Origin of the sequence: Deinococcus rhizophilus (assembly GCF_030271215.1) — a bacterium.
GTDB classification, from domain to species: Bacteria; Deinococcota; Deinococci; order Deinococcales; family Deinococcaceae; genus Deinococcus; species Deinococcus rhizophilus.
The window spans coordinates 1-1,188 of sequence record NZ_JASNGB010000332.1 but is presented as its reverse complement, the minus strand read 5'-3'; the positions used below and the strand labels follow the sequence as shown (position 1 = coordinate 1,188).

Annotated in this window: 2 protein-coding genes and 1 pseudogene; all 3 read left to right on the top strand. The window is 74.9% G+C overall.

What is annotated here, in order from left to right; translation table 11 throughout:
• Positions 1–446: MotA/TolQ/ExbB proton channel family protein (locus tag QOL99_RS17155; RefSeq protein ID WP_285525613.1), on the top strand; the 446-nt coding region annotated here is incomplete at its 5' end.
• Entirely contained in the window at positions 443–853 is a 411-nt protein-coding gene (locus QOL99_RS17150) for an ExbD/TolR family protein (RefSeq protein ID WP_285525612.1), read from the top strand. The genes QOL99_RS17155 and QOL99_RS17150, both read left to right, overlap by 4 nt.
• Positions 854–857: 4 nt before the next feature.
• Positions 858–1,188: pseudogene (locus QOL99_RS17145) on the top strand (hypothetical protein); the annotation flags it as partial.

The following is a 1,188-nucleotide window of genomic DNA, read 5'->3' as shown; positions in this document are numbered from 1 at the left end:
GGGCCGGGCTGAGCCGCGCCGACCGTGGCCCGGAGGCGGCGCAGGCCGCGATGAACTCGGCCCTGCTCTCGGAAGACGCCCGGCTCTACGCGGGGCTCTCGGCACTGGGCACGGCCGCGCAGGTCGCGCCGCTGCTGGGGCTGCTGGGCACCGTGATCGGGATGGTGCGTTCCTTTCTCGTCTTCGCGGAGACGGCAGCGCCCACGCCCGCGCAGCTCTCGGTCGGTATCAGTGAGGCGCTGGTCAACACGGCGGCGGGGCTGATCGTGGCGGTGATCGCCTACGTGGCCCGCAACGCGCTCAAGGCCCGCGCGGACCGCATCGCCACGGGGGCCGAGCGGGTGCGCGAGGAGGTTCCCGCGTGGCTCTCGGGCCGGGGCCGGGGCGCGGTGCCGGAGGTGGCGCTGCACTTCGAGTCCGTCCCGGCCGCCGGAGCAGCCCGGTGAGGCGGCGCCTGCGCGAGGGCAGCGAGGGAAGCGTCACCTTCGACTTCGCCCCGATGGTGGACATCGTGCTGCTGCTGCTGATCTTCTTTTTCCTGACGAGCAGTCTGGGAGCGCGGCAAAACGCCCTGCCGCTGGACCTGCCGCGGGCCAGCGCGACCGTGCAGGAGACGCCGGAGGTGCCGATCGTGAGCGTGGACCGCTCGGGCAAGGTCTTTCTGAACGGCGAGGAAACCACGCTGACCCGGCTGGGCGGACGGCTGGAACCGCTGGTGAAGTCCTCCGGCGGGCTGGTGGGCCTGCGGGCCGACGAGCGCGGCAATTACGGCACGGTGGTGCGCGTGATGGACGAGATCAAGAAGGCCGGGGGCGAGCGTCTGGCGCTGGGCACCCGCGGCGCGGAGGAGTGACCCCATGACCACCCTGCCCAGCCTCCCGCCGACCCTGGCCCACCCCGAGCGCCGCGACCGGCTCCGGGCCGCCGGGGTCACGCTGGCCCTGCACGGGGCGCTGCTGCTGGGGCTGCTGGCCCTGCGGCCCGATGTGCGCCCCACGTCGGTCAGCCCACCCGATCTGGACCGCGCCCCGCTGGAGGTCGTGACGCTGGCGCCTCCGCCCACGCCGACGGCGGTCCTGACCGCCCCCACCCGCCCGGCGAGCCCCGTCGCCCGGCCCGAGACGCCCCCGCCGCCGAAGGTCGAGGCGCAGGAGGCACAGGTGGAGGAGGCCATCCCGACCCCGGCGC